Source organism: Pseudomonas sp. SD17-1 (assembly GCF_029201585.1).
Lineage (GTDB): Bacteria > Pseudomonadota > Gammaproteobacteria > Pseudomonadales > Pseudomonadaceae > Aquipseudomonas > Aquipseudomonas palmensis.
Genome location: NZ_CP104044.1, coordinates 1,022,661 through 1,044,819, shown reverse-complemented (window position 1 = coordinate 1,044,819; position 22,159 = coordinate 1,022,661). Strand labels below are relative to the sequence as shown.

9 protein-coding genes are annotated in these 22,159 nt (G+C 68.5%); 1 reads left to right on the top strand and 8 read right to left on the bottom strand.

Annotated features, from left to right (window positions below; translation table 11 throughout):
• Nucleotides 1–15: 15 nt before the first annotated feature.
• Entirely contained in the window at nucleotides 16–918 is a 903-nt protein-coding gene (locus tag N0B28_RS04585; RefSeq protein WP_100633007.1) for a LysR family transcriptional regulator, read from the bottom strand.
• A gap of 94 nt (nucleotides 919–1,012) precedes the next feature.
• On the opposite strand from N0B28_RS04585, the gene N0B28_RS04580 reads away from it, so the two are divergent.
• On the top strand, nucleotides 1,013–1,486 hold the full coding sequence (locus tag N0B28_RS04580; RefSeq protein WP_054916300.1) for a DMT family transporter: 474 nt from the start codon (nucleotides 1,013–1,015) through the stop codon (nucleotides 1,484–1,486).
• 4 nt (nucleotides 1,487–1,490) lie between these two features.
• On the opposite strand, the gene N0B28_RS04575 is transcribed toward N0B28_RS04580, so the two are convergent.
• From N0B28_RS04575 to N0B28_RS04545, 7 genes are all read right to left on the bottom strand, one after another.
• Nucleotides 1,491–2,012 carry a hypothetical protein gene (locus tag N0B28_RS04575; RefSeq protein ID WP_043864417.1) on the bottom strand — a complete coding sequence of 174 codons (522 nt, stop codon included), beginning with the start codon at nucleotides 2,010–2,012 and terminating at the stop codon, nucleotides 1,491–1,493.
• Between the two features lie 15 nt (nucleotides 2,013–2,027).
• Entirely contained in the window at nucleotides 2,028–2,555 is a 528-nt protein-coding gene (locus N0B28_RS04570; protein ID WP_078479916.1) for a hypothetical protein, read from the bottom strand.
• Nucleotides 2,556–3,104 (bottom strand): hypothetical protein, encoded by a 549-nt coding sequence (locus tag N0B28_RS04565; RefSeq protein WP_054916297.1) that lies wholly within the window; start codon nucleotides 3,102–3,104, stop codon nucleotides 2,556–2,558. It abuts the gene before it with no gap.
• A 73-nt stretch (nucleotides 3,105–3,177) separates the two neighbouring features.
• Nucleotides 3,178–3,735, bottom strand: a complete 558-nt coding sequence (locus tag N0B28_RS04560; protein ID WP_043864414.1) for a GNAT family protein — start codon at nucleotides 3,733–3,735, stop codon at nucleotides 3,178–3,180.
• Entirely contained in the window at nucleotides 3,732–5,324 is a 1,593-nt protein-coding gene (locus tag N0B28_RS04555; protein WP_058541386.1) for a J domain-containing protein, read from the bottom strand. The genes N0B28_RS04560 and N0B28_RS04555 overlap by 4 nt, the downstream gene beginning before the upstream one ends.
• A gap of 10 nt (nucleotides 5,325–5,334) precedes the next feature.
• Nucleotides 5,335–7,029, bottom strand: coding sequence for a molecular chaperone HscC (locus N0B28_RS04550; RefSeq protein WP_043864413.1), 1,695 nt, complete (start codon nucleotides 7,027–7,029; stop codon nucleotides 5,335–5,337).
• Between the two features lie 95 nt (nucleotides 7,030–7,124).
• A complete protein-coding gene (locus tag N0B28_RS04545; protein WP_275730590.1) occupies nucleotides 7,125–22,133 on the bottom strand; it encodes an autotransporter-associated beta strand repeat-containing protein in 15,009 nt (5,002 codons plus the stop codon).
• Between the last annotated feature and the right edge of the window lie 26 nt (nucleotides 22,134–22,159).

Sequence of the window (22,159 nt, the reverse complement as noted above, 5' to 3'; positions counted from 1 at the left end):
TCCTGTTCTGACTGCCTAGGGCGCACAGGCTCGCATGACCTGCTCGCGCAACCAATGGTGCGCCGCTTCCTTTTTGCGTCGCTCGTGCCACACCTGCTGAAAGGCGAACGCGCGAATCGCCAGCGGCGGCTCGAAACAGCGCAACCCACGCAGCGCCTTGATGTTCTGCACGCTGCGCCGCGCCACGGTCAGCACCAGGTCGGTACCCACCAGCACGTCGCTGGCCGCCGCCCAGTGCGGCAACGCCAGCACCACCCGGCGCTGCTGCCCCAGCGCCGCCAGGGCCTGGTCGATCTCGTTGTCGGCCCCGGGTCGCATCGCCACCAGCACATGGGGGCGCGCCAGCCAGGCGGGCAATGTCAGCCCGCCACGGGCCGGCAGCGTGGCGCGGTCGGCCACACACACGAACCCCTCCTCGAACAGCGTGGCGGCCTGCAACGGCTCGGCCAGGGTGGGGAATACGCCCAGCGCCAGGTCCACCTCGCCATCGAGCAACTGGCCGAGCATCGCCTCGCGGCTGCCCTGGCTGACCACCAGGTCGATGCCCGGTGCGGTCTCGCGCAGGCAGCGCATCAGGCCCGGCAGCACCACCCGCGCGCCATAGTCCGACATCGCCAGGCGAAAGCTGCGCCGCGCCCGCGCCGGCTCGAAGCCGGGGCTGCCCAGCAGCGCATCCAGTTGCTGCAGGGCATCCTGCAACGGCGCCGCCAGTTCCAGCGCACGCAACGTGGGCTGCAGGCGGCCCGCACGGCGCACCAGCAGCGGGTCCTGGAAGATCTCGCGCAACTGCGCCAGCGCATGGCTCACCGCCGGCTGGCTGCGGTGCAGTCGCAAGGCCGCGCGCGAGACGTGCTGCTCGGCCAGCAGCGCATGCAGGGTCAGCAGCAGGTTGAGGTCGATACGGCGCAGATCATCCATGTGGCGAATAGCCCCTGTGCACAATTCGAATTTCCATCAGTGAAACAGATAACCAAGACTGTACCAAGCCCTCCATAGCCAGAAGGAAACCACCATGAACCTCAACCTCGCTGTCGCCATACCGCTGCTTGTCGCCCTGCTGGCCGGTGCCGCCGTGCCGTTCCAGGCCGGTGCCAACGCCGCGCTCGGGCGCCTGCTCGGGCACCCGCTGTGGGCCACGTTGATCTCGCTGGCGGTGAGCGTGCTGATGGTGCTGCCAGCCCTGCTGCTGATGCGCGCACCGCTGCCGCAACTGGCCAACCTCGGTCAGGCGCCGTGGTGGGCGTGGCTGGGTGGCGTGGCCGGGGTGGCCTACATCACCGCGGCGCTGATCCTCACCCCGCGCCTGGGCGCGGCCGGCTTCATCGTGTGCGTGATCGCCGGCCAGGTACTCTCGTCGCTGATCATCGACCAGTGGGGGCTGATGGGCCTGCCATCGCGCCCGGTCAACGGCCTGCGCATCGCCGGGGTGGCGCTGATCATCGTCGGCATGCTGGTGGTGCAATGGGGCACCCGCGCCAACCGTTGAGGGCTCACCAGGGGTGGGTGCGCTCGAACACGTAGCCGTGCTGGGGGAACGCATTGAACAGGATCACCCCCAGCACCACCAGCAACAGCAGCCAGTCGACAACGCGCAGACGCGGCACCTGGCGCACCTCGCGCCGGTCACGACAGTGCAGCGCCTGCCCCAGGGTCATCAGTACGAAGGCGCCGATCCACAGGTAGTACCCCACGCCCAGCGCGGTGAGTTGCACGAAATCATAGGACTGCGGCGTGTTGTCCGGCACCGTGCTCACCACCAGGAACGACAGCCCCAGCAACAGCGCCAGCACCGACAGGCCCAACCCCACCCGCGGCCACCAGCGATGGGCCAGCAGCGCCAGGCCGAAGACCGGGTTGGCAAACCAGCCATAGATCTGGAACGGGATGCCCCACAGCCCGTACACCAGCAACCATACCGAACTCATGTGGGCACCGTTGTCGGTGTAGTAGGCATTGAAATACAGGCAGGCCACGTACAGCACCAGGCTGAGCGTGAGGTAATGACGTTTCACAGGAGTGTCCGCAGGTCAGATGGAATTGGAGGGTATTGCCGGGGCCGGGGGCGTGACATTGGCGCCGCTGCCCACGCTGAACGAGAACGCCGCCGTGGCATAGATCGCCGCCACCAGCACCCAGGCCAGCCAGCCCTGGCCCGGCCCGCCCGGCGCCTGCCGGCGGTTGAGAAACTGGCCGGCCACGTATGCCGCCAACGCCAGCAACCACAGGTAGTAGGCGCCGAGCAGATTGGCCTGGCCATTGGCCTTGCGCGGCACCAGCGCGCTGTCGCCCCAGCCGATCACTGGCAGCCACTGCGCCGCCAGCACCAGTGCCGCGACCGCCGCCAACAGCGACAGCAGCGGCCGGTTGCGCCGCAGCATCAGTGCCAGGCACAGCAGCGGGTTGGCCCACCAGGCGCTGCCACCCAGCCAGCCGAGGGTCAGCACATGCATGCCGCGCATGGTCACCTCGCTGACCGGCACGGCATCCAGAAACAGGCTGCCCAGGTACAGCGCCAGGCTCAGTACCACGTAATGCCGCTTGAACAGTGCCAGCATCTAGTTGACCCCGAGTTCGCAGTCGTCGCAGGCCGCTGGCGGCTCGCCGAGGTTCATGTAGACCGGTCGCGCCGGCGCGACGGTGGCCTTGACGAACGACAGTGGAATGGTCAGCACGATACCCGCCACCAGCACCCAGTGCAGCCAGCCCAGCGCTGGCTGGGTAAGCCTGGGCTGGCGCCGGTAGCGGTGCTGGCCGATCACGAATGCCAGCATCGAGGCCAGCCACAGGTAGTAGCCGGTGCGCACGTCAGGCCCGCCGTGGGGCGCCGGCGGGATCGGCGACCAGTCGGTCCAGCCCAGCGCCAGGGCCGAGCCCGCCAGCAGCAGTGCGCACCAGCCCAGGCGGTAAGCGGTTTTGGGGTCTTTGCGGTGGGTTGCGAAGGCGCCCAGCAGCAGCGGGTTGGCGAACCACAGGCCGCCGGCCAGCCAGCCCATCGACAGCGCGTGCATGCCGCGCAGCACCGAATCGTGCCCCCAGGCGCAGGCCTCCGGGTACAGGCAGGCGAGGTACAGCAGCAGGCTCAGCAAGCGGAAATCGAAGCGCACCAGTAAGTCCATTCAGCCGGGTGGGAAGCGGGGCGCGACGATAGCCCATCGCCTGCCTCGCTGTCCAAGTCATTCAGGCCGATTCGAGCAGCAGCCCGTACAACGCCGAATCCGACACCTCGCCGGCGATGCACCAACGCTCGCGCAGCAGCCCTTCACGCTCGAAGCCCATGCGTTCGAGGGTGCGTGCCGAGGCACCGTTGCGCGGGTCGATCTCGGCCTCGAGGCGGCGCATGTTCAGGCCGATGGCAAGGTACTCGACGAACAGCTCCAGCGCCTCGCCCATGTAGCCCTGGCCCTGGGCGCTGCTGGCCAGGCAGTAGCCGATTTCGCCGCGGCGCGACTCGGCGTCGATGTTGAAGAACTGGCACATGCCCAGCAGCAGGTCGCTGCCCTGCGGGTAGATACCCAGCTTGAGGCTGCGCCCGGCCAGGTAGGCGGCGCGGTCGGCCAGCAAGGCCACTTCGGCTTCGTCCAGGGTCTGCCACGGCCCGTGGTGCCAGTAACGCATCACCTCGGGGTCGGCCATGATCCCCAGCCACTGCTCGGCATCGCGGGCCTGCATGGGCCGCAGTTGCAGGCGCGGCCCGTTCAGGCACAGCGCGGTGTCGAAAGCTTCAGGCAAACTCATGAAATTACTCCTGGTGGGTGAACCTGCCACCACGCCACCACGCCCACCGTTACCAGCAGGACCGCGGCCTGGGCCAGGTTGAATTCGTAGAGCCGGTGCAGCGTCACCCACGGCTGGCGCCACGCCGGGCCGCCTTCCTGTGGTGGCTGATACGGCAACAGGCCAAGCAGCCCGACAGCGAAGTAGCCCGTCAGCGCGACGATACCGGTCCACGGGTGGGTACCGACCAGCATCGGGTAGATCGGCAGTGCCAGCAGCAGGCGCGGCACGCCATGGCGCAGCAGCAGACGCTCGCCATCGGGGTTGAACCGACGCGGGATCAGCCATTCGCTCAGGCGCAGGTCCAGCGCCAGCAGGTTCGGCGCGGTCCACAGCCAGAAACGCATGAACACCGCCGACAGTTGCACCGTCAGCAGCGAGCCCACCACGGCGGCAATCAGTACATTGGAGGGGTGCGCGAAGAAATCCGGCCCCGCCAGCCACAGCACGATCACCAGCACCATGCAGCTCATCACCCGCAGGTAGCTGCGCGGGTGCAGCGGGCGCGGCGCCAGCCTGCGCCAGAAGTACAGGTCGCGGTGCGGCACCTGGTCGAGCAGTTCGGGGTAGTGGTAGAGCAGGGTTTGCGTCAGGTGCTCACAGGCTTCCCAGTCGGCCTCGCTGAAGCCCTGGGCCAGCGCCACCTGCTGCTTGAACTCGAGGTTGCGCAGCAGCAGGTAGGCCGCATTGCCCTCGGGGTTGGTGTGCCAGTGCCACTGCTCGGCCAGGGCCTGCTGGCGGGCGAACCAGGTATCGCGCCGGCAGCGCTCGTTCAGGCCCTGCCACAGGTGCGCGGGCCGGGGGCCACCGTCATCGTCGCTCCAGTTGAAGTAGCCGCACACGCGTTCGAACAGCGCGGTGCTGCTGCCGGGGTGATCGTGCAGCAGCTCCAGCAGCATGGCCTGGAACTGCTCGCGGCGGTCGAAGGGCTCCAGCCAGGCCTGCCCGCCCCAGTGCTGCAGGCTGGCGAAAAACGCCTGTTCGTCGCCCGCCTGCAAATAGTGCTGCAACTGCGCGTGGCAGGCTTGCCAGAGGCTGCCCAGCAGTTCGTCGCCCTGGTACGCGCCGATCGGCACCGCCTGCCAGGGGGTGAACCAGCCACGCCTCGGCACCGCCCAGTGCAGGATGGGCAGGCGCAGGGTTTCGTCATCCAGGCTGCGCTGCAGCAACTGCTGCTCGAAGGCCGCCTCGCACCCCAGTTCACCGGCCTGGCGCCACAGGTTGTCGAGCTGCGCAGGGTCCAGCCCTTCGAGCAGCGCGCGGGCCTGTTGCTCCCTGGCAGGTGCGGGGTCGACGTCGACGTGCACCGCAGCGGCCTGCGGGGCTGGCACATCGGCCGACTCCAGCGCCGGCGCTGCATCGTCCTCGTGTGCCCAGCGGCTGCGCGCCAGCGCCTGTTCATAGGCCTCGCGCAGGCGCTGGAAGGCCTCGGGGTCCTCGTCGGGGCGGTGCACCTTGAGCAGGCGCGCATACTGGCGCCTGATACTGCGTTCATCAGCGCCCGGGGCCAGGGCCAGCACGCTCCAGCAGTCTTCGATCACGTCACTCATTGCCGCTCCTTCAGCGCCAGCTGTCCTGGCCCAGTTCATTCACGCGCTGTTCGAGCTCGTGGCGCACCTCGCGGATCTGGCGCTCGTCCTGGGTTTCCAGCACGCGCTGGAACTGCGCGGCCCAGGCCCCGATCAGCTCACGTACCTCGCCCAGGCTTTCCTGATACAGGCGCTCCAGGCGCGCCAGCAACAGGGTGTTGGGTTGCTGGTCACGCGGGTGGGTCTTGAGCTCGGCCAGCGCCGCCAGGCGTTCGCGTACCTCTTCGGGGCTGAGTACGCCGGGGTTGTTCTCGATCACCAGGGCATGCTGCTCGCCGGTCAGCGGGATGCTCACCTGGGCTTCGAGAATGCCGTTGATGTCGTAGGTGAAGCGCACGTCCAAGGCCACCTCGCCGGCCTTGCGCCGTGGCACCGGAATCTCCAGCACGCCCAGCAGCACGTTGTCGCGCACCAGGCGGCTCTCGCCCTGGAACACCTTGACCAGCACCTGCTCCTGCTGGTCGCCGACGGTGTACACCGTCTGCACCCGGCTCACCGGCACCACGCTGTTGCGCTCGATGATCGGCAGGTAGTGCCCGCTCTCGTGGCGGTCACCGACCTGGCGCACGGTTTCCATGCCCAGGGTGTAGGAGCACACGTCGGTCAGCACCACCTCTTCGAGCGCGGCATCCCGGGCCTTGAGCGCGGCCTGCACGGCGGCGCCGTGGGCCACCACTTCATCGGGGTTGAGGCTGATCGAAGGGAAGCGCCCGAACAGCCCGGCCGCCAGCTTGCGCACCAGCGGCATGCGCGTGGTACCGCCCACCAGCAGCACTTCGTCCAGGTCCGAGGCGCGGATGCGCGCATCGCGCAGGGCGCGTTCGATGGGGGTGCGCAGGCGTGCCAGCAGCGGTGCGAACAGGTCGGCCAGGGCGTCCTGGGTGTACACGTGGCGCCATTCGCGGCCCTCCACGCGTACCACGAAGTCGGCCTGCTGGGCCTGACCCAGCTGCCGGCGTACACGCTCGGCCTCGCGGCGCAGCGGCTGCAGCAGCGTGGTCGCGCCGGGGAAGTCGTTGCCCTGCTGGGCCTGCACGAAATGCTCCAGCAGCAACTGGTCGAAGTCTTCACCGCCCAGGTAGTTGTCGCCGGCGCTGGCGCGCACCTCCATCACCCCTTCGAACAGCTCCAGAATCGACACGTCGAAGGTGCCGCCACCCAGGTCGAAGACCAGAAACGAGGTTTCCTTGTCGCGCTGGTGCAGGCCGTAGGCGAGTGCGGCGGCGGTGGGTTCGTTGATCAGTTTGTCGACGCGCAGCCCGGCCAGTTCGCCGGCCACGCGGGTAGCCTTGCGCTGGGCATCGCTGAAGTAGGCCGGCACGCTGATGACCGCCTCGGTGACCGGCTCGCCATAGGCACGCTCGACATCTTCCTTGAGGCTCTTGAGCACCAGTGCCGAGAGTTCTTCGGGGCGGTAGGCACGCCCACCCAGGGTGACCTGCTGGTTGCTGCCCATGTAGCGCTTGAACAATGCGGTGGTCAGGTGCGGATGGGTGTGCAGGCGCTCGCGCGCCGCCTGCCCGACCAGCACCCGGCCCTGGTCGTCGAGCCCCACCACGCTGGGGGTGAGCGTGTGGCCGAGTGCGTTGGCCACCAGTTCAGTGGCGCCATCGCGCCACACCGCCACCAGGCTGTGGGTCGTGCCCAGGTCGATACCGACGATCATCAGCGACTTCCCTCTCATCAAATCAGAGGGCGATGGTACTTGAGGTACCTGCGCTCAAGCCACCGCCTTCACGCGCCGTGATCGTCGTTCGCCGCCTAGAACCCCATGCTGAAACTCACCGTTACCGCATGGTCGCGGGTGTCGCTGGACAGCTGCCCCGAATAGCCCAGGCCCAGTTTGCCGGCCTGCCCGATCGACAGGTCCAGCCCCGCCTCGACCACCGCCGCATCGCGGGCGATCAGCACGCCCTGGGTGGTGAAGCCGGCGCCGCCCTCGATGAAGCGCAGGTCGGCATCGGGCTTGGTGTCGCCGTAGGCATGCCGCCAGCCCAGGCTGCCACGCGGGGTCAGGGTGCTGCCGTTGGCCAGCTTGAACGCCTTGCCCGCCCGCAGGCCCACGGTGGAGAAGGTGATGTCCTGGTCGGCACTGGCCTTGAGCCGCGCCGCGCCGCCCTTCTCGCGTGCAGTGTCGCTGTCGTAGTTGACGTAGGCCAGGCCCGCGAACGGTTCCAGCGCCACACCGCCTGCCTCGATGGCGTAGCTCACCTCGCCGAACACCTGCGCGGTGCGCGCCTTGTACTTGGCCTTGAGGCGGTCGTCGTAGCTGCCGATGGCGACGTCACGCTTGCTCTCGATGTCGTGCCAGCTGTACGCCGCACCCACGCGGGCCGAGAAGGCATCGAGCTGGTAGCCCAGATAGGTGGCCAGGTGGTAGCTGTCGATGCTCGCATCGGAACGGCGGCCGCTGGCATCCAGGTCGCTGCGGGTATAGCCGGCGGCCACGCCCACGCGCCAGTCGCTGTTCAGGCTGCGGTCCACCCCGAGCAGGAAGCCCTGCACGTTGCGGTCGATGCTGGCGCTGTTGCTGTTGCCGTCCATCTTGCCCCAGGTGCCCAGTGCCTGCGCCCAGCCCACGGCCTCGTCGTGGCAACCGTCGCTGGTGAGCTGGTTGGCGTTCGGTGCCAGGGCCCGACGCGGATCCTCCTCGCGCATGCAGCCTGGCTGGCGCAGGCGGTCGTTGACCGCTTCGCGCACGTAGCGCGAGTCTTCGATCAGCGCACTGGCGGTACTGGCATGGATCTCGCCCGACAGGCTGTCCAGCGCCGCCTGAACGCCACCACGGTTCTGCGCCATGACCGCGCCCAGTACCGCCGCCGGTGCCCCGCTGCTGCCCAGTGCGCCGGCCACGGCCTGCTGGTTGGGGGTCGAAGCCACATCGCCGAGGCTGGTGCCGTTGCGGCTGATGGTGACGCCGACCTGGTTGCTGCCGTAGTTGAGGGTGGTGTCGTAGAACGGCGTATCCGGCAACTGCACGGTGGTGAAGGTGCCGTTCACCCCGCCGCCGGCAGTCACCACGGTGTACTGCGCGTTGCCCGAGGCCGGTGCCGAGTTCAGCACCACCAGGCTGCCGCCCAGGTTGGCCGTGCCGCCCACGGTCAGGCCGCTGCTGGCGGGGTTGCCGACCACCACCTGCAGGGTGCCGCCCGGGGCGTTGGTGAAGTTGCCGCCGACCTTGAGCCCACTGGCCGGGTCAGGCTGCACCACACCGTTGTTGACCAGCGAGCCCACGCTGCCGTTGCCGCTCAGTGCGGCACCGGCCCCCACCGTGACCTTGGCCCCGAGCACCGTGCCCGGGTTGGCCGCATTGCCCACCAGCAGCAGGCCCTGGTTGACCGCCAGGTTGCCGCTGAACGGCTGGTTGCCGGTCAGCAGCAGGCTGCCACTACCCTGCTTGACGGTGTTGCCGGTGCCGCTGAGCACACCGTTGAAGCGGCCGTCGGTGTCCTGCTGGAACACCAGGCTGGCGTTGTCGACGATGTTGCCTTGCAGGCTGGTGGTGTTGCCCACCAGCGTACCGCCGCTGATTCTGGTGCCGCCGGTGTAGGTGTTGGCGCCGCTCAGGATCAGCGTGCCTGCGTCGAGTTTTTCGATACCGCCCGCGCCCACCAGCGGCGCCGAGATCTGCGTGCTGTCGCCGGTGTTCACGCGCACGGCGGCCAGGTCGCCATTGGCTGCATTGACCGGTGTCAGGCTGCCGCCGCTGCCGGCCACCAGCTGGTAGCCGCCGGTGAGGAACTGCAGGCCGGTGAAGGACTGGTTGCCGGCCACGGTGACGGTCCCCGCCTGACCACCGAACACGCCGAACTGCGCATCCCAGGTTTCGCTCAGGTTGCCGTTGACGTCGGTCCAGTTGGTGCCGTTGCCCCAGGTACCGCTGCCGCCACCGATGGTGCCGTCGGCGTTGGTCTTGCCGCCGTTCCAGAACTGCAGTGCACCACCGGCGCCCTGCACCACCAGGTTGATCTGCTGGGCGATGGCCGTCTGCAGGGTCAGTTGGCCTGGCAAGGTGCCGCCTGGCAGCAGGCCGAACAGCAGGCCGTTGTCGGTCAGGTTGCCACCGTAGCTGAACAGCTGGTAAACGCCGCTGCCGAAGCCACCGGCATTGCTGATGTTGAGCGTGCCATCAAGGGTCAGGTCGCCCGCCACCTTGACCACGGTGGTCGAGGCCGATGCCTGCCCGAGCGCCAGGTCGACATTGCTGCCGGCATCCAGGTTGAGCGCGCCGACCTTGAGTGGCGTGGCGCCGCTGCCCGCCGCCAGGGTCGCACCGCTGGCCAGGTTGACCGTGCCGGCGTAGTTGCCGCTGCCGCCCAGGGTCGCCCCGTTGTTGACCTGCACCGTGGCACTGGCCAGGCTGCCGTTGACCAGCAGGCTGCCGGCGTTGACCGTGGTGGCGCCGGTGAAGCCGCTGTTGCCGGTCATCAGCAGTTGCCCGCTGCCGTTCTTGATCAACGTGCCGCTGCCGGTGAGGTTGCCGGTGTAGGTACCGTTGCTGGCCTGTTCGAAGGTCAGCGCGGCGTTGTTGAGGATCGCGCCCTGCAGGCTGCTGGTATTGCCCTGCACGCTGCCGGCGTTGAAGGTGCTGCCGCCGCTGTAGGTGTTGGCACCGCTCAGCAGCAGTGCGCCATTGCCGTTTTTCACCAGGCTGCCGTTGCCGCTGATCACCCCGTTCAGGGCCAGGTCGTGGCTGCCGCCCAGGGTCAGTTGCGAGGCCAGGCTGACGGCGTTGCCCAGTTGCAGGTCAAGCGTGCCGTCGAGCTGCGCAGTGCCACCCACCGTGAGCGCGCCGCTGCCCAGTGCAGCGTTGTCGCCCAGGGTCAGGCTGCCGGCATTGAGGCGCGTACCGCCCTGGTAGGTGTTGGCGCCGGCCAGGGTCAGGTCGGCCGTACCGTTCTTCACCAGGCTGCCGCTGCCGCTGACGAGGTTGGTGAGATCAAGGTCATTGCTGCCCGCGATGGTCAGCGCACCGCCGAGCGTCACGGCGTTGCCCAGGGTCACGGCCTGGTTGGCATCCAGCGTGGTGCCGTCGGCAGCCGTCAGCGCACCGCTGCCCAGGGCGGTGTTGCTGCCCACCACCAACGTGCCGCCGTTGAGCTGGGTGCCGCCGGTATAGCCGTTGTTGCCGTTGAGCACCAGGGTGCCGCCTTCGAGCTTGGCCAGGGTGCCGCTGCCGTTGATGTCCACGTTCAACGTGGCGCTCACGCCGTTGCCGATACGCACGTTGCCGGTGCCCTGGGCACCGTTGGTGAGGTTCAGCGCGTCACCGCTCAGCACGTAGCCATTGTCGAGGAACTGCAGGCCGTTGACGGTCTGCACACCATCGACGGTCACCGCGCCGCCCGTGCCCTGGAACACCGCGAAGGTGCCGTTCCAGGCCTGGTTGAGCGCTCCGTTGGCATCGGTCCAGTTGGTGCCGCCGACGCTCCAGACACCGGCGCCGCCGTCGACCGATCCATTGCCGACGGTCTGGCTGCCGTCCCAGAACAGCACGTTGTTGTTGCTGCCGCCCACCACCAGGTTGACCTGGTTGTTGACGGCGGTCTGCACATCCAGATCGCCCGCGATGACCCCATTGGGCACGCTGCCGATGGCCAGGCCGTTGTTGGTCAGCGCGCCGCTGTAGTCGATCAGGCGATACACGCCCGCACCGAACCCGCCCAGGTCGGTGACATTGAGCTTGCCGTCCAGGGTCAGGTTGCCGCCCACGTTGATCAGCGCCGGGGTACCCACCACAGGGGCGCCCAGGGCCGCATCCAGGTTGGCGTCCGCGCCCAGTACCAGCGAGCCGACGCTCAGGGTATCGCCGCTGCGCAGCGACAGGTGCCCGCCGTCGGCGACGGTCAGCGCGCCGCCGAGGCTGCCGGTGCCGCCCAGGGTGCTGCCGCTGTTCACCGTGACGGTGCTGCTGGCCAGGCTGCCATTGACGATGAGGCTGCCGCCGCTGACGGTGGTGGCCCCGCTCAGGGTATTGCCACCGCCCAGGGTCAGCGTGCCGGTGCCGGTCTTGTCCAGCGTACCGGTGCCGCTGAGCACCCCGCCGAACGTGCCCTCGCCCACTTGCAGGCCGGTACCGGCGCCCACGTTCACGGTGCCGCTGCCGCTGAGCTCGCCCAGGTTGGTGGTGCCGCCCAGGTTGAGGCTGGCGCCGTTGCCCAGGTTGAGCTCGGCCGGGTTGCCGAGTGCACCGCTGCCCACCGTGCTGAGGCTGCCGGAGAGAATGTTGAGGATGCCGCTGAAGCTGTTGTTGCCGCTGAGGGTGAGGTTGGCCGCACCGTTCTTGTTCAGGGTGCCCGCACCGCTGAGCACGCCGGCCAGGGTCAGGTTGTTGGTGCCCGCCACGTTGAGCGTGCCGCCCACATCCACCGCGTTGGCCAGGGTCATGGCGCTGGTGGTGGTCAGGGTGGAGGTGCCGCTGACACTCAGGGCACCGCTGCCCAGCGCCGAGCCGTTGCCCAGGGTCAGGTTGCCGGCACCCAGCTGGGTGCCACCGCTGTAGGTGTTCACCCCGGTGAGGGTCAGGCCGCCGCTGCCGGTGTGGTTCAGGCTGCCCGTGCCACTGATGACACCGCCCAGGGTGAGGTTGTTGCTGCCCGGCAGGGTCAGGCCGGCGTTGAGCACGATGGCATTGGCCAGTGACAGCGCACTGCCATTGACCAGGCTGGAGGCGCCACTGACGGTGAGCGCGCCACTGCCCAGCGCCCCGGCGTTGCCGACATTCAGCGTGCCGCTCTGCAGTACGGTACCGCCCGTGAAACCGTTGGCACCGTTGAGCGTGAGGCTGCCGCTGCCCTGCTTGGTGAGGCTGCCGGCGCCGTTGACCAGGCCATTGAGGGTCAGGTCGTTGCTGCCGAGCAGCGTCAGGTTGCCGCTCAGGTTGAAGGTGTTGGCCAGCGCCAGCGCGCTGCTGCTGTCCAGTTGCGTGCCCGCGGCCGCGTTGAGGGCGCCGACGCCCAGAGCGGTGTCACTGCCCAGTACCAGCGTGCCGGCATTCAGGGCGGTAGGGCCGGTGTAGCTGTTGTCGCCGTTGAGCGTCAGGCTGGCGCCGCCCGCCTTGAGCAGGCCGCCGTTGCCGCTGATATCACCGTCCAGCGTGAGTGCGTTGCTGCCGGCAATGCTCAGTTGGCCGAGCAGGCCAATGGTGTTGGCCAGGCTCACCGCCTTGTTGCTGTCCAGGGTGGTGCCATTGGCCGCAGTCAGCGTGCCACTGCCCAGCGCGCCGTCATTGCCGACCACCAGGGTGCCGCCATTGAGCTGCGTGCCGCCGGTGTAGCCGTTGGCGCCGTTGAGCACCAGCGTGCCGCTGTCGAGCTTGGCCAGGGTCGCGCTGCCATTGACCGGCAGGCCCAGGGTGGCGGTCACGTTCGGGTCGACACGTACCGCAAAGCTGCCACTGTTGCCGTTGACGGCGTCGAGCACGCCGCCGCTGCCGGCGACCAGCTGGTAGCCGTCGGTGATGAACTGCAGGGCATTGACGGCCTGGCCACCTTCGACCGTGACCACGCCGCCCGCGGCGCCCTGGAACACCGCGAACTGCCCCTGCCAGACGTCGTTGACGGTGCCGTTGAGGTCGGTCCAGTTGGTGGTGGTGCTGTTCCAGGTGCCGCTGCCGCCCTGCACCACGCCATCGGGGACAGTGCCCGCCCCATCCCAGAACTGCACGATCAGGTTGGGCGAGTTGACCAGCACGTTGACCTGGCCGGTAATCGCGGTTTGCAGTTGCAGCTCGCCGGGCGTGACGCTGCCCGGCAGGCTGCCCAGCACCAACCCGTTGTTGGTCAGCGAGCCGTAATCGAACAGGCGATAGATACCATTGCCGAAGCCGCCGTCATCGGTGATGTTGAGCGTGCCACCCAGGGTCAGGTTGCCGGCAACACTGAACAACGAGGTACCGCCGGTGACGGGCGAGCCGAGTGCGACGTCGATGCTGGCGTTTGGCGCCAGCGCCAGCGAGCCGAAGCTGAGCTGGGTGCCGCTGGTGCCGGCCAGGTGGCCGCCGTTGACGATGGTGGTCAGCCCGCCCACGCTGCCGCTGCCGGTCAGGGTCGCGCCGGAATTGACCGTCAGGTTCCCCCCGTTCAGGGCGCCCGACACGTTCAAGGTACCGCCGCTGACCTGGCTGGCGCCGCCCAGGTTGCTGATGCCGGCAAGTTCCAGCACGCCGGTGCCGACCTTGTTCAAGCCGCCGCTGCCGACCAGGGCACCGGCGAAGACGCTGTCCAGGTTGGTACTGCCCAGGCTCAGCGTGCTGCCCAGGCCGATATTGGTGGTGCCGCTGCCGGTGAGTGCACCGATGCTGGTGTTGCCGTTCAGGTTCAGGTCGGTGCCGCTGACCAGGTTGACACTGGCGACATTGCCCAGGGCGTTGCTATTCAAGGTGGTCAGCATGCCCTGGGTGATATCGAGTGTGCCGCTGAAGGTGTTGTTGCCGAACACCACCAGTTCCTGAGCGCCGCTCTTGATCAGGTTGCCCGAGCCACTGATAACCCCACCCAGGGTCAGGTTGGCGGCCGTGTCCAGGGTCAGGTCGCCATTGACCGCGATGGCATTCAGCAGCGTGACAGCCTGGGTATTGCCCAGGGTGCTGGTGCCCGTCGCGCTCAGTGCGCCGCTGCCCAGCGCAGCGCCATTGGTGACGGTCAGGGTGCCGCCGCCCAGGCTGGTACCACCGGAGTAGGTGTTGGTGCCGCTCAGGGTCAGGTTGCCGCTACCGGTCTTGATCAGTTGGCCGTTGCCGCTGATCACGCCGCCCAGGCCGAAGTCGTTGCTGCCGTTGACGGTGAGGTTGGCATTGAGGCCGATGCCGTTGTTCACCACCACGGCGCTGTTGCCGCTGCTCAGGGTCGAGTTGCCGGTGACCGACAGCACCCCGGTGCCCAGCGCATTGTTATTGCCCAGCACCAGGGTGCCGGCGGTGAGGATGGTCTCGCCGCTGTAGGTGTTGCTGCCGTTGAGGGCGAGGGTCGCAGCGCCGTTCTTGGTCAGGTCGCCGGGGCCGTCGATCACGCCGTTCAGGGTCAGGTCGTTGCTGCCGCCGACGTTCAGGTTGCCGACGATGTTCAGCGCATTGCCCAGCGTCACCGCCGTGCTGGCATCGAGGATGGTGTTGTTGCTGGTGCGCAGGGTACCGACGCCCAGTGCGCTGTCGCTGCCCACGATCAAGCGGCCGGCGCCCAGCAGGGTGTCGCCGCTGTAGGTGTTGGCGCCGCTCAGGGTCAGGTCGCTGGCGCCGGTCTTGACCAGGCCGCCCGCGCCGCTGATCGCGCCCGTCAGGGCCAGGTTCTGCGCGCCGAGCAGGGTCAGGTTGCCGGTCAGTACCAGGGCATTGTCCAGGGTCAGCGCGGTGCTGGTGTCCAGCGTGGTGGCGCCGGCGGCGGTCAGGGTGCCACTGCCCAGCGCCGTGGCCGAGGTCAGCAGCAAGCCGCCGGCATTGAGCGCGGTACCGCCCTGGTAGGTATTGTTGCCGCCCAGGGTCAGCACCCCGGTGCCGGTCTTGATCAGGCCGCCCGCACCGCTGATGTCGCCGCCCAGGGTCAGGCCGGCGCTGTTGGCGACGGTCAGGTCGGCATTCAGGCCGATGGCGTTGCCCAGGTTCAGCGCGGTGTTGCTGGCCAGGGTGGAGGCGCCGCTGACCGTCAGCGCGCCGCTGCCCAGTGCGGTGGCGTTGCCTACGGTGAGGGTGCCGGCATTCAGGGTGGTGCCGCCGCTGTAGGTGTTGGCACCGGTGAGGGCGAGGTTGCCGCCACCGGTCTTGATCAGCCCGCCAGTGCCGCTGACCACGCCCGTCAGGCCCAGGTCGGTGTTGCCGGCGACCGTCAGGTTGGCGCCCAGGTTGACCGCGTTGGCCAGGTTCACCGCAGCGCTGCTGGCCAGGGTGGACGCCCCGCCCACGCTGAGGCTGCCGTTGCCCAGCGCCAGCGCATTGCCCACGGTGAGGGTGCCGGCGTTCAGGGTGGTGCCGCCCTGCCAGGCGTTGGCACCGGTCAGGGTCAGGTTGCCCGCGCCATTCTTGGTGAGGCTGCCGGCACCGTTGACCTGGCCGCCCAGGGTGATGTCGTGGGTGCCGCCAACGGTCAGGTTGCCGGCCAGCGATACGGCGTTGAGCACGGTGACATCCAGGCTGCTGTCCAGCGTGGTGCCGCCTGCTGCCACCAGGTTACCCAGGCCCAGCGCCTGGTCACTGCCCAGGACCAGGCGGCCGCCATTGAGCAAGGTGTTGCCCAGGTGGGTGTTGCTGCCCGACAGGGTAAGCGTCGCGCCACCATTCTTGCTCAGCCCGCCGCTGCCGGTGAGGTTGCCGGCAAGGGTCAGGTCGTTGCTGCCGACCACCGTCAGGCCGCCGAGCAGGCCGATGGCATTGCCCAGGGTCACGGCGCTGCTGGCGTCCAGTGACGTGCCGGCCTGTGCAGTGAGCGTGCTGGTGCCCAGTGCGGTGTTGCTGCCGACGATCAGGGTGCCGCCGGCGAGGCTGGTACTGCCCTGATAGGTGTTGTTGCCATTGAGGGTCAGGCTGGCCGAACCGTTCTTGACCAGCCCGCTGCTGCCGCCGATCACGCCATTGAGCACCAGGTTGCTGGTGCCCGGCAGGGTCAGGTCGGCGCCCAGGTTGATCGCGTTGGCCAGGCTCAGCGGGGTGCTGGTCGCCAGGCTGGACGCGCCGGTGACGTTCAGCGCACCACTGCCCAGTGCCGCACCATTGCCCAGGGTGAGGGTGCCGCCGCCGACGCTGGTGCCGCCCTGGTAGGTGTTGGCACCATTGAGGGTCAGGTTGCCCGTGCCGGTCTTGTTCAGGGCACCGCTGCCGCTGACGATGCCGTTGAGGGTCATGGCGTTGAGGCCGTCGAGGGTCAGGTTGGCGCCCAGGTCGATGGCGTTGGCCAGGTTGGTCGTGGTGGTGCCTGCCAGGCTGCTGGCAGCGGTCACGTGCAGCGCGCCTGTGCCCAGGGCCAGGTCATTGCCCAGCAGCAGCCGGCCAGCGGCCAGGGTGGTGCCGCCGGTGTAGCTGTTGGCGCCGCCCAGGGTGAGCGTGGCAGCGCCGTTCTTGGTCAGGTTGCCGGCGCCGTTGATGCTGCCGTTCAGGGCCAGATCGTTGCTGCCGGCCACCGTCAGGCCGCCGAGCAGGTTGACGCTGTTGCCCAGGGCGATGCTGGCGTTGCTGTCCAGCGTGGTGCCGTTGGCAGCAGTCAGCGCACCGCTGCCCAGCGCCAGGTTGTTGCCTACCACCAGGGTGCCGCCATTGAGGGCGGTGCCGCCGCTGTAGCTGTTGCTGGCGTTGAGCACCAGCGTGCCGCTGTCGACCTTGCTCAGCAGGCCGCTGCCGCCCAGGGCGACACCAACCGTGGCGGTCACACCCGGATCGACACGCACCGTAGTGGCGCCATTGCTGCCATTGACCAGGTTCAGCTGGCCGGTCACGCCATTGAGCAGGCGGTAGCCATCGGTGACGAACTGCAGGCCGGTGATCGACTGCGCGCCATTGACCAGCACGTCGCCTGCGGCGCCCTGGAATACCGCGAAGTTGCTGCTCCAGTCACGGTTGCCGGTGCCGTTGACCGTGGTCCAGTTGGTACTCAGGGCATCCCAGGTGCCGTTGCCGCCCTGGATCACGCCGTTGCCGACCAGGCCGGTGCCGTCCCAGAACAACACGCTGCCATTGGCGCCACCGACCAGCAGGTTGACCTGGCTGCCGATCGAGGTCTGTACCTGCAGGTCGCCCAGCTGCACGCTGCCGGGAATGCTGCCGATCACCAGGCCGTTGTCGGTGAGCTGGCCGGTGTAGTTGATCAGGCTGTAGATACCGGTGCCAAAGCCGCCGATGTCGCTGACATTGAGGGTGCCGTCCAGGGTCAGGTTGCCGTTGACCTTGATCAGCGCATTGCCGCCGGTAGCCGGCGAACCAAGGCCCACGTCCAGGTTGGAGTTGGCGTTGAGCACCAGCGAGCCCAGGGTCAGGCTGCTGCCGCTGTTGGCCGCCAGGTGGCCGCCATCGGCGATGGTCACCGCGCCCAGCACGCTGCCAGTGCCGGTACTGGTGAGGGTGGCGCCGGTATTGACCTGCACCAGGTTGCTGCCCAGCGAACCGGTGACGTTCAGGGTGCCGCCATTGACCTGGGTGGTGCCAGTGAGCAGGCCGTTGTTGCCGGCCAGCTCCAGGCTGCCGCCGCCGACCTTGATCAGGCCACCAGCCCCGGCCAGGCCGCCGGTGAATACGCTGCTGGCATCCCCCGCGCCCACGCTCAGGTTGGTACCGGCCCCCAGGTTCACGCTGCCGCTGCCGGTGAGGCTGGCAAGGCTGCTGCTGTTGCCCAGGTTGAGGCTGGCGCCCAGCCCCACGTTCACCGCCGAGGCATTGCCCAGCGCGCCGGCACCGACCGTGGTGAGGCTGCCGTTGAGCACGTTGACCGCGCCGCTGAAAGTGTTGTTGCCGCTCAGGGTCAGGTCGGCCAGGCCATTCTTGATCAGGCCACCGGTGCCGCTGATCACCCCGCCCAGGCTCAGGTCGTTGTTGCCCGCCAGGCTCAGGTCGGCATTGAGTATCAGGTTGTTGCCCAGTGCGAAGCTGGCGCTGTTGTCCAGGCTGGCGTTGCCGGCCACGGTCAACGCGCCGGTGCCCAGGGCATTGGCATTGCCCAGGGTCAGGCCGCCGGCATTGAGCACGGTGCCGCCCTGGAAGGTGTTGACGCCATTGAGGGTCAGGTTGCTCGCCCCGTTCTTGACCAGCCCGGCGGCGCCGCTGATCACGCCGCCCAGGGTCAGGTCGTTGCTGCCGGCCAGGGTCAGGTTGGCACCCAGGTTGATCGCGTTGGCCAAGGCGAAGCTGGCGCTGTTGTCGAGGCTGGCCGCACCGGTCACGTTCAGTGCGCCATTGCCCAGCGCCGAGGCATTGCCCAGCACCAGCGCGCCGGCATTGAGCAAGGTCCCGCCGGTGAAGGTGTTGAGGCCATTGAGGGTCAGGGTGGCGGCACCATTCTTGATCAATTGGCCGGCCCCGGCGATCACACCGCCCAGGGTCAGGTCATTGCTGCCGACAACGCTCAGGTTGGCGTTCAGGTTCACCTGGTTGGCCAGGTTGAGCGCCACGCTGTTGTCGAGCGTGGCAGCGCCGCCCACGTTCAGTGCGCCGCTGCCCAGTGCCTGGTTGTTGCCCAGGCTGAGGCCGCCGCCATTGAGGTTGGTACCGCCTTGATAGGTATTGGCCGCGTTCAGGCCGAGGGTGGCCGTGCCCGTCTTGGTCAGGCTGCCGGTGCCGCCCACCACGCCGTTGAGCGTGAGGTTCGCGGCCCCGCCGATGCCCAGGTTGCCGGCCAGGTTGACCAGGTTGGCCAGGCTGACCGCCGTGCTGGCCTCCAGTTGGGTGTTGCCGGCTGCGTTCAGCACGCCGGTGCCCAGCGCGGTGTTGCTGCCGACGATCAATTTGCCGGCGTTCAGGTTGGTGGCGCCGCTGAAGGTGTTGGCGCCGCTCAGGGTCAGGTCGGCACCGCCGGCCTTGGTCAGGCCGCCTGCGCCGCTGATCACGCCGCCGAGGTTGAGGGTGTTGCTGCCCAGCAGGTTGAGGTTGCCGGCCAGGGTCACGGCATTGCCCACCGTCAGGGCTTTGGTGGCGTCCAGCGAGGTGTTGCCGGCAGCAGCCAGCGTACCGGTGCCCAGTGCGGTGCTGTTGCCCAGGATCAGCGTGCCGGCATTGAGCGCCACGCCGCCACCGAAGGTATTGGCAGCGCCCAGCGTCAGGTTGGCCGCGCCGTTCTTGCTCAGGCCCGAGGCGCCGCTGATGACGCCGTTCAGGGTCAGGTTGCTGGTGCCCGGCAGGGTCAGCACGCCATTGAGGACCACGGCATTGGCCAGTACCAGCGGTGAACTGTTGGCAAGGCTCGCCGCGCCGCCGACAGTCAGTGCGCCGGTGCCCAGCGCTGCGGCACTGGCCAGGGTCAGGGTACCGGCGTTCAGGGTGGTACCGCCGAGGAAGGTGTTGTTGCCGCTGAGGGTCAGGTTGGTGGTGCCGTTCTTGATCAGGCTGCCATTGCCGCTGATCAGGCCTTGCAAGGCCAGGTCGTTGCTGCCGTCGAGGGTCAGCGCGCCGTTGAGCGTGAGGGCGTTGCCCAGGGTCACGCCCGGGGCGGCGTCAAGGCGGGTACCGTCCGCCGCGATCAGTGCGCCCTGCCCCAGCGCCGTGCTGCTGCCGAGCACCAGCTTGCCGGCGTTGAGCCGGGTGTTGCCCACGTAGGTGTTGTTGCCGGCAAGGGTCAGGTCGGCCGCGCCGTTCTTGATCACGCCGCCCGTGCCACTGATCGGGCCGCCCAGGCCAAGATTGGCCGTGCCGCCGACGGTCAGGTCGGCGCCAAGGTTGACCGCGTTGGCCAGGCTGAGTGCCACGCTCGCATCCAGGCTGGCGGTGCCCGTGGTGTTCAGGGCGCCGCTGCCCAGGGCGTTGGCCGCGCCCACCATCAGGCCGCCGGCATTGAGCGTCACACCGCCCTGGAAGCTGTTGTTGCCGTTGAGCGTGAGCAACGCGGCGCCGTTCTTGACCAGCCCGCCGCTGCCCGACACCACGCCGCCGAGCGTGAGGACATTGCTGCCGGCCAGGGTCAGGTTGCCGCCCAGGCTGATGGCATTGGCCAGTGCAACCGAGGTGGTGCTGTCCAGCGTGGTGCCATCGGCCACGGCCAGCGTGCCGGTACCCAGCGCCGCATTGTTGCCGACGATCAGCTTGCCGGCCTGCAACTGCACCCCGCCGCCGAAGGTATTGGCCGCGCCCAGGGTGAGGTCGGCCGCACCGCTCTTGATCAGCCCGCCCGTACCGCTGACCACGCCCCCCAGGGTGGTCGCGCTGGTGCCCAGCAGGCTCAGCGTGTTGGCGCCGAGCACCACGGCGTTGTTGAGGTTGACTGCGCTGCTGGCGTCCAGGCTGGCATTGGCGCCCAGGGTCAGCGCGCCGGTACCCAGCGCCGCACCGTTGCCAACGGTCAGGCTGCCGCCGCTGAGCAGCAGGCCGCCGGTGAAGGTGTTGGTGCCCGTGAGGTTGAGGTTGGTGGTGCCGTTCTTGACCAGGCTGCCGTTGCCGCCGATGACGCCGCCGAGGGTCAGGTTGTTGCTGCCGGTGAGGGTCAGCGCACCGCCCAGGCTGATGGCGTTGGCCAGGGTCAGCGCACTGCTGGTGTCCAGGCTGGTGCCGGCGGCCGCAGTCAATGTACCGCCCCCCAGCGCGGCGGCATTGCCGAGAATCAGCTTGCCGGCGCCCAGCGTGGTACCGCCGCTGTAGGTGTTGCTGGCGGCCAGGGTCAGGTCGCCGCTGCCGGTCTTGTTCAACGAACCGGTGCCGCTGACCACACCGCCCAGGGTCAGCGCATTGCTGCCGGGCAGGCTCAGCGCTGCCGACAGCTGCACGGCGTTGCTCAGCACCAGCGGTACCGAGCCCTGCAGGCTGCCGGCCCCGGTAACGCTCAGGCTGCCGGTGCCCAGGGCCGCGGCGTTGGCGAGCGACAGTACGCCAGCATTGAGGAAGGTGCCGCCGGTATAGGTATTGGCCCCGCTCAGGCCCAGGGTGCCGGCGCCTGTCTTGGTCAAGGCGCCGCTACCGCTGACGTTGCCGGTGAGGGTCAGGTTGTTGTCGCCGATGATGCCGAGCCCGCCGGCACCGAGGGTGACGGCGTTGGCCAGCGACAGGTTGGCCGCGCCCGCACCCAGCGCGCCACCGTTGGCCGCGATGGTGCCGGTGCCGAAGGTCGAGGCGTCGTCGAACACCAGCGAGCCGCCGTTGAGGCTGGTGCTGGTGACCCCGAGCAACGCGCCGGAGAGTGTCCAGGTGCCGCTCTGCACGAGCAGGTTGTTGAAGTTGATGTAGTTGCTGGCCGAAAGCGTGCCCGTGCCGCCGGTACCGGTGCCCCCGCCGATGGCGTTCTGCAGGGCAAGGGTGTTGCTGCCGCCGGCACCGCCGTCGACCTTGCCGCTAGGCGCATACAGCAGGTTGATGCCGGCGATGCCCAGGTCGACGCCTACACCTCCCCCGCTACTGACACTGGAACCTGTGATTGCGTTGAAGCGGTTGGTGGAGTTCGCCCCCATCGACACGCCGCCACTGATCGCGCCACTGTTGGTGAAGGTATTGCCGGTGGCAGTGCCCGATGCCTGGAACGCCACGCGACCGATGATGGTGCCGGTGTTGGTCATGTTCACGCTGCCGCCGCCATACACCGCCACCACCGGGGCGTCTGGGGCCAGCACGCTGACGCCGACAATGTTCGATGAACCGATGGTGCCGTCGTTGACCAGCGTGGTAACGCCACCGTTGCCGTTCTGCACGCTCAGGGCCAGGCCGTTGAGGTTGAGCAGGCTGGCACTGAGCACACCGGTGGTGCCCTTGATCACGCCACCGCTGAAGTTGGTGATGCTGACCGTGCTGGCCGCCGAGTTGCCGACCTTGATCCCGGAGCTGAGCCCGCTCAGGATCCCGAGGAATGCGGGGTCGATGGTGCCCGAGTTGTTCAGGGTGACGTTGTTGCCGCTCAGGTTGACTGCCGTGCCGAGCAACGGCGCGTTGATCTGCGAGCCATTGCTCAGGTTAAGGGTAAGGTTGTTGGCGGAGGAACTGACGTTGCCGTTCAACCCCGGGGTGCAGGTGACCGTCGCGCCCGCACCGGGGATCAGCGGGGTACAGGCGGCACTGGCCGTTGCACTGAACAGGCCGAAAGCGATTCCCGCGGTGGCCAGGCTCACGGCCAGCGACAAGGGGCGAATACGGGTGGGGGCAAGCTCGACGGCACGTCTGTCCACGGGCGACTCCTTCGTGGATCAGGCAG